At 30.9% G+C, this 7,277-nt stretch carries 8 protein-coding genes; 1 reads left to right on the top strand and 7 read right to left on the bottom strand.

Annotated elements, in window-relative coordinates; translation table 11 throughout:
- The first annotated feature begins 273 nt into the window (after window positions 1-273).
- Complete coding sequence (locus VW161_RS08480; RefSeq protein WP_325192925.1) at window positions 274-1,116, top strand: winged helix-turn-helix domain-containing protein; 843 nt, start codon at window positions 274-276, stop codon at window positions 1,114-1,116.
- 96 nt (window positions 1,117-1,212) lie between these two features.
- Here VW161_RS08480 and VW161_RS08475 read toward each other — a convergent pair whose 3' ends face one another.
- From VW161_RS08475 to VW161_RS08445, 7 genes are all read right to left on the bottom strand, one after another.
- Window positions 1,213-2,406 (bottom strand): hypothetical protein, encoded by a 1,194-nt coding sequence (locus VW161_RS08475; protein ID WP_325192924.1) that lies wholly within the window; start codon window positions 2,404-2,406, stop codon window positions 1,213-1,215.
- Between the two features lie 186 nt (window positions 2,407-2,592).
- On the bottom strand, window positions 2,593-3,804 hold the full coding sequence (locus VW161_RS08470) for a cofactor-independent phosphoglycerate mutase (RefSeq protein ID WP_304103288.1): 1,212 nt from the start codon (window positions 3,802-3,804) through the stop codon (window positions 2,593-2,595).
- A 168-nt stretch (window positions 3,805-3,972) separates the two neighbouring features.
- Window positions 3,973-4,989: a homoserine dehydrogenase gene (locus VW161_RS08465; RefSeq protein WP_304103291.1), complete on the bottom strand. Its 1,017-nt coding sequence runs from the start codon at window positions 4,987-4,989 to the stop codon at window positions 3,973-3,975.
- 11 nt (window positions 4,990-5,000) lie between these two features.
- Window positions 5,001-5,486, bottom strand: a complete 486-nt coding sequence (locus tag VW161_RS08460) for an amino acid-binding protein (protein WP_295605197.1) — start codon at window positions 5,484-5,486, stop codon at window positions 5,001-5,003.
- A gap of 44 nt (window positions 5,487-5,530) precedes the next feature.
- A complete protein-coding gene (gene gatC, locus VW161_RS08455) occupies window positions 5,531-5,746 on the bottom strand; it encodes an Asp-tRNA(Asn) amidotransferase subunit GatC (RefSeq protein ID WP_298535652.1) in 216 nt (71 codons plus the stop codon).
- 165 nt (window positions 5,747-5,911) lie between these two features.
- A complete protein-coding gene (locus tag VW161_RS08450; protein WP_304103294.1) occupies window positions 5,912-6,916 on the bottom strand; it encodes an acyltransferase family protein in 1,005 nt (334 codons plus the stop codon).
- A 44-nt stretch (window positions 6,917-6,960) separates the two neighbouring features.
- Window positions 6,961-7,277: asparagine synthase C-terminal domain-containing protein (locus VW161_RS08445; RefSeq protein WP_325192923.1), on the bottom strand; the 317-nt coding region annotated here is incomplete at its 5' end.

Below are 7,277 nucleotides of genomic sequence, written 5' to 3'. Positions count from 1 at the left end.
TCTGAGAAAATTTTAGAATATTTATTTTTTTAATTATAAAATTGATTATTAAATTTAAAAATATTTATCAATAATTAATATTTTTAAAAAAAGTAATGTTAGAATGAATAATTTTATAAAATTATTCTTTTTTTAATAAAAAAAATAAAAATAAATAGAAAATAAGAATTATTACAAAATAAAATTTTTGCAAATTATAAAATGAATCGAAAATAATAAAATTAAATAAGTAAAATAACAAATTACTATATAAATAAGAATAGGAGAAATAATATGGCAATTCCGGAAACCTATGATTTAGTTTTACCTTTACTTGAGATAATCAAAGATAAGGATGAATATAAAGTTCAGGAAATAACAGAAGAAGTTATAGATTACATTGACATTTCAGATGAGGATAAGGAGATCAGATTACCTAATAATGAACCGGTAATAAATTCCAGAATCAGCACTGCAAACACTTACCTTAAAAAAGCTGAATTGATTGAATCCAATCGTTTTATGTATTACAATATTACAGAAGAAGGATTAAAAGTATTGGATAACAATCCAGATAAGATAACTGAAGAAGATTTAATGGAGTATGATGGATTTAGAGAATATAAGAAGGTATTTATCCATGATGACACCAAAGATCTTGACATCAATGAATTGAATCCAACAGATGCCTTAAGGGAAAGCTTTAAAAAGCAAATGGAAAGTGTTCAAAAAGAGATTGAAGAGGATATGAAAGAGGAAAACAAAAAGGCACAAAATAAAAAATACTTCCAATCCAAGGAATATGAGGATTCAAATAAGGTATTTGGCATTAAGGCAAATAGAGATAAATTAAAAGAAAAAGAAGATGACGATGAGAAATATTCTAAATGTCATCATAAAAAGCATAGACATGGCAAAGGCAAATGCCACCACAAGCATGATAAAGACAAATGCAAATGTCACAAGCATAAGCATGGAAAATGCAGATGCCACCATAAGAAAGTTGTATTCAATATTGAATTCTCACCTGCAGAGGAATTATTGAACTATGCAGAACTCTTTGAAAAAGGCTATTTGACTAAAGAAGAGTTTGAAAAGAAAAAAGAGGAATTATTGAATATTGAATATAAAATATAAGAAAAAAAGAATATTTAAAGATTGATTAAATTTCTAATCAATCTTATTTACTATTTTTAATTAAATTTTTTATTTATTTACTTTAAATTACTATTTTTAAAGCATTTCACAGTAAATGTTTACCGCATTTTTAACCATTTCATCCTTGGATTTATTGTAAGCATCCTCTAAATAGAATGAAACTTCAGTTCCTTCATAGATGTAATCCTTATCATCCTTGAATTCATAGGTTTTGAAATAGTAGGATTTGCCATTTGCCTTAATGAATCCGGCTTTTCCATCAGGAAATACCTTATCAATGACACCATATTGCCTTTCCTGACCAAAGTATTTCATGCTGATCCACATGTTTTCATATTCCTTGAATAAAGACTTAAAGTCAGTGTTTTCCAAATCAAGACCATAATTACCTAACAAATCCTTTAATTCCTCATCAATAGGCCATTCCTTAGCATTACGTATAACATAATACATGTATTTATTCATTATTGCCTCATCTTCAAAGCCCTTGATTTCCAAGATGTCTCCTACTAAAGAGAATAGTTTCACTTTGTTTTCAAGCTTTCCATCACGAGCCAATATTCCTTTAGCAGCCCATTTCAATGATTCGTCAAATTCCTCTTTGAAGAAGTAATTTTCAGCCATATCCCTTGAGATATACCAGTCCTTCTTGGTTTTATAGATGTCCTTTAAGAACTCAATGGAATTATCATACTCTCCTAATTCCTTATAGGATTTAGCTATTCTCAATTTAAACCAGACATCATTGTTATTGTTGAATTCAGGAATTGTAACCAATGCATCCTGACAATACTTGATTGTTTGGTCGAATTTATCAATTTCAAGCAATGCCTTAGTGGTTTGAAGGTAGTAATTTTCCTTATTGGAGTTCATTGTAACTTCATCATTAGGCTTGAATTGCTGATTGCTTAATTTTTTCGGGTCTAATTTAGATGCCCAACGCAATACATCCAAGTACCTTTCATTTTCTGTATAAGTCTTCATTAATCTGATTACAGCTAAAGTGTATGGGCATGGTTTAGGTGCTTTAGATGAATCCTTTTGACTAACAACACTAACTATTTTTTTAGCAGAATCCTCGATTTCATCAATAAATTCATTATCCTTAACTTTTACAAAATATAAATCCCAAGCATATTTCTCTTTATCTCCTTGGCTTAATTCTCCATCCGCTTCCAATGCCAATTCATACTGCTCTAAGGATTCGTCATATTTTTTAACTTTATTGTAAGCTCTTGCTTTTTCTAAATTTACTTCTACACTAGACATTGTTTTCCCCTTTATATGAATTATTTATTATAAGTTAAAATTTTTATTGTAATATAAAAATACTATAAAATCCGTTTTATATAAATATTTTTAATTTTTTAAAAAAAAGTTAAAAAAAACTAAAAAATAAATTAAAAAAAAAGTTCTTAAAAATAAGTAAAAAAAGAAAGTAGAATAATTATATAATTATTCCAATAATAATTTAAGTAAATTACAGCCTACCAATTCACCTAATGCACCCTCTTTAACGCTGTCTTCATCGTAGACCAATACATCATCTGCTTCGTCTTTAGATGAATAGATAGCAATAGGCACCATATCTCTAGTGTGTGTACCCACATCTATTGGAGTTGGGTGATCAGGCAATACTGCAATTTTAAAGTCCTTGTATTCATTTTCCAATGCTTCAACTAATGGAGCGAGGATATATTTATCAATGCTTTCAATGCCTTTAACCTTTTCTTCGAGGTTTTTAGCATGCCCTGCTTCATCTGGAGCTTCAATGTGAACAAATACAATGTCATTGGCCTTTAGTGCATTTACTGCATATTCCCCTTTTGCATTATAATCAGTATCAAAGAATGCAGTTGCTCCTGGAACATCAAGATTAGTGCAGCCAGAACAGACCCCTAATCCTTTAATTAAGTCTACACCAGTTATTACAGCTCCTTTAATGCCGTAAACATCTTCCATTTTTGGCATATCTGGCATAGTTCCTTGACCCCAGAACCAAACCATATTACATGGTTCCTTGCCTTCTTCAATTCTTTTTTGATTTACAGGATGGTCTGCTAATGCTTCTTTGGATTCTAACATGATTGCCTTCACTTCATCTGCAAAGGAATCAAATTGAATCTTGTCTTCAATAGTCTCTCCAACAAAGTCATGTGGAGGAACCATATCGAGTTTTGCTAACTTTTCAGAATTTTCCTTATCATTGTATACGAATAAATGTCTGTAGCTTACTCCAGGATAGAATTTTCCTTTGAAATCAGGATATTTATCATTAAAGTACTCATTCAATGCTCCCATAAGCTCTGCAGCTTCTTCTGAAGAGATGTGTCCTGCATTTGAACTTGCCATCAATCCATCACGCTCTGTAATGGTATTGCAACGGAATACAACATCCCCTTCTTTTGTCTCTACACCCATACTTGCAGCTTCAAGTGGTCCACGACCAGTATAATATTCCAATGGGTCGTAACCGAATATGCTCATATTAGCCACATCAGATCCCGGAGGCAATGTTTCAGGCACATTTTGGATTAATCCAGTCCTTCCTTCTTTAGCTATTTTATCCAAAACAGGTTTTTCAGCTATTTTAAGAGGAGTTTTTCCATCAATTTCCTCTATTGGATAATCACTTGCACCATCTTCAATAACAATAACATATTTCATTATAAAACTCCTTTTTCCTTTAACAATGTTATTAAATAAGTATAATCTGTAATCTTCTAATACTCTATAAATCTAATAAAATCTATAATAATCTAAAATAATCTGTAATATCAAATTACTTTTAAATTTAAAAAAATATTAAAAAAAGTAAAATTAGAACAAATATAATTATTTGTTCTTAATAATATTAATTAAATCTGTAAGCATTGCAGAAGCGGTTTCCAAAGATCCTGCTCCTTTTCCCATTACAGTGATGTCATCAGCCAAATCGGTAGTTACATTTGCTAAGTTCAATGTTCCATCGATTGCAAATGGACTGTTTTTCTTAACAAGCCTTGGAGATACTTTCAATTGTTTTTCAGATACTTCTCCAATCAATTTTACATAGTATCCTTCCTCTTTAGCAAGGTTTATTGCATCCAATGAGACATCAGATATCCCTCTAACTTCAACATCAGCATAGGTTGCATCGATTCCTAAAACGGAATTAGCTAAAATAACCACTTTGCATGCTGCATCAATACCTTCAACATCTTGTGTAGGGTCAGTTTCAGCGATTCCCAATTGCTGTGATTCTGCCAAGGTATTTTCATAGCTCATTCCTTCAGTGGTCATTCTTGAAAGGATATAATTGGTAGTACCGTTTAAGATACCTTTGATTGAGCTGATTCCACAGCTTGCAAGGGTTTCTTGACATAAGTTGATGATAGGCATAGCTCCACCTACAGATGCTTCAAACTTGAAGTCCACTCCTGCAGCTTCCTTAGCTTCAATCAATTCCTTATAGAATAAGGCTAAGTGTCCTTTATTTGAGGTTACAACATCCTTTCCATCAGCAAATGCCTTTAAGGTCAATGATTTTGCAGGTTCAGCATCCTTGATGTTTGTTGGAGTTGCTTCAATCAATACATCATAATCAACTGCATCCAATACTTCAATGCCAGACTTGTCACTGCCGCAATCTGAATAATTTGCTAATTTACCAGTTTCTTCTTTGGTTTTAATGAGTAATTCTTCGTCCAATCCATCTTGGCATATTGCAGATGTAGATGAGTCAGCAGCTGCTACAACTTTTAAAGTGATTCCGTATTTCTCATTGATCATATCCTTCTTTAAGGAGATAGCCTTAGCTACACCTTGGCCTACAGCTCCAAAACCCATTAATATAAGCTTACATTCATCCATTTAAATTCCCCCTATACCTCATCAATAACCAAGAAGTCCTTCTCCTCAGCTATTTCCATGATTTTATTATATGCGATTTCTCTTTTACCTAAATCAAGTTCAACAGTTAATAAAGCAGTTGATTTAAGTTCACCATCTAATTTCAATTGTAAATCACTAACGACAAGGCCATCAACAGCATTGATCTTATCAACAGTGTCTCTTAAGTCTCTGTCAATAATGTGGCCATAGAGAATTGCACTTAACTTTTCCTTTCTTACAGTGTCATCCACTTCAATGAGAGGTATGTTCATTTCCTTGAACCTGTCTATTACAGCTTGCAAGTTTTCTCTTTCACCTTCGATAGCTATTTGAATAGCAGCTTTACCCTCTTCTGCCTTGATTTCCCTTTTGTGAACAATTGTAACTACATTTGCTCCAAGTTCTCCTATTGGATTTAAGATAGAAACCAATTGTCCTGGAATATCCAATATTTCAAGAATTAAATTCATTCTCATAATATAATCCCCTTCTAGTCATTTACAATAATAATTATAAGTGTTTAACCAGTCCATTCTGCCTTTTTCACAACTACATTGCCGTCTTTGTCAGTTCTTGCATTTCTGACAATTTTAGTTGAATCGTTTTGTTCGGATTCATCTTCACGGTTTAAGTTAAGGTTATCAGTAATGTAATAGGTTCCTTCCAATTCAGGAACTTTATCTAAGGTTTTTGAAAATTCCTCTAAGATCTTTTCTGCATCTTTTTCAATTGCCATTTAAATTCTCCTTGAAATTTTATTTAAAAATTGGTTATTTTAATTATAAAGGCCTAATTTGCCTATTTTATAATTTAAGAATATAAGTTAAATTTATATTAACTTAATATATGTTTATTAATATTAATATACTTTTATAATAAATGAATTTAAGCAATTTCTATTTTAAGCATCTTTTAAAATTAAATTTGCAATGAATTCCATTGTCCTTTTAAAGCATTTGCTTATCCAATCCTGTGATAATAAAATTACAATCAGGAAACTTAAGATAAATGTAATTAATAATGCAATTATCTCACTTTGGCTATAAAAGAAAGATTCAGTGAACTTTTTCACTAAGACAATGAAAAATATGTGCAAGATATAAATTGCCATGGAATTCCTTCCCCATTTAGTCAGGAGACATTCCTTGTCAGTCATAAACCTATTTATGATCAATGTGATAGCTATGCCTAAAACTATTATTAAAGCCCTTATAGCAATATTGATTAGATATGAACCATCATATGGAAATTTCATCATAATGATGCTTCCAGGAATGTAATATGCCGCTGAAATGGATGCCAAAAAGGCAATAAGCACTGAAAGGAATATGACTTTACTATTTTCCAATGCTGAACTTATATTGCTGTAGTTTTCCCTAAGTCTTGCCTTGTATTCATTAAAGTAAAAACCTGTTAAAAATACGGGTAAAAAACAAAATGTTCTTGATAAACTTAAGATATCACCAGTATATTTTATAAATCCAAACAACAATGCCAATATGAAGGTAAATAAAATTGGATATCTTAATTTATCAAGTATTGGCAATGCCATTTTCATAAAGAACAATGACAACAAAAACCATAATGCATAAGTTGGATAGATAAAAATAGCCTCACTCGGCTTTCCAAATGGAATATAAATTATCCAATAAATAATTGTGAATAATATATAGGGAACCAATATGCGCTTGAATATTTTAATGGGTTGATTCAAGTCAATTTTAGAAAAATAACCTGCAACAAAAAACAATATGGCTAAATGAAAGATAAAGATGTAGCTATGTAAATAATTTATGCTTAAAAACTTTGTAGAAAAAGCCATATGTCCCAAAACAACTAAAAATATTGCCAATCCTCTTAGATTATCAAATCTATTAATTCTTTTGTTAGTATTGTTTGCATTCATAAAATCACATAATATACAAAATTAGCATCTGATAAATAAAGAAATTAATTTTTCTTTAGATTTTCAATGAATTCTTCAATGTCAAATGATCTTAAAACTTTCTTTTTCAAGATTTTATTGATTCCAGAACCGTATTGAGCTGCCTTTTTAGGCCTATCTGCTATATAATCAGGAACACCAATGGATGTAGCCACATCTCTCAATATATGTTTTCTCAAGATATCCCCATTATCTTTTATTTTATATATTCCAGGAATATCCAATGATAAATCAATTATATCCTTATCTAAAAATGGTACTCTTAACTCAACTCCATTAGCCATTGACACTGCATCATCACGCTCAAGATTTACATGATACA

Origin of the sequence: Methanobrevibacter ruminantium, from assembly GCF_016294135.1 — an archaeon.
GTDB classification, from domain to species: Archaea; Methanobacteriota; Methanobacteria; order Methanobacteriales; family Methanobacteriaceae; genus Methanobrevibacter; species Methanobrevibacter ruminantium_A.
The sequence above is the reverse complement of the archived record's forward strand: the minus strand, read 5'-3'. Positions and strand labels throughout refer to the sequence as shown.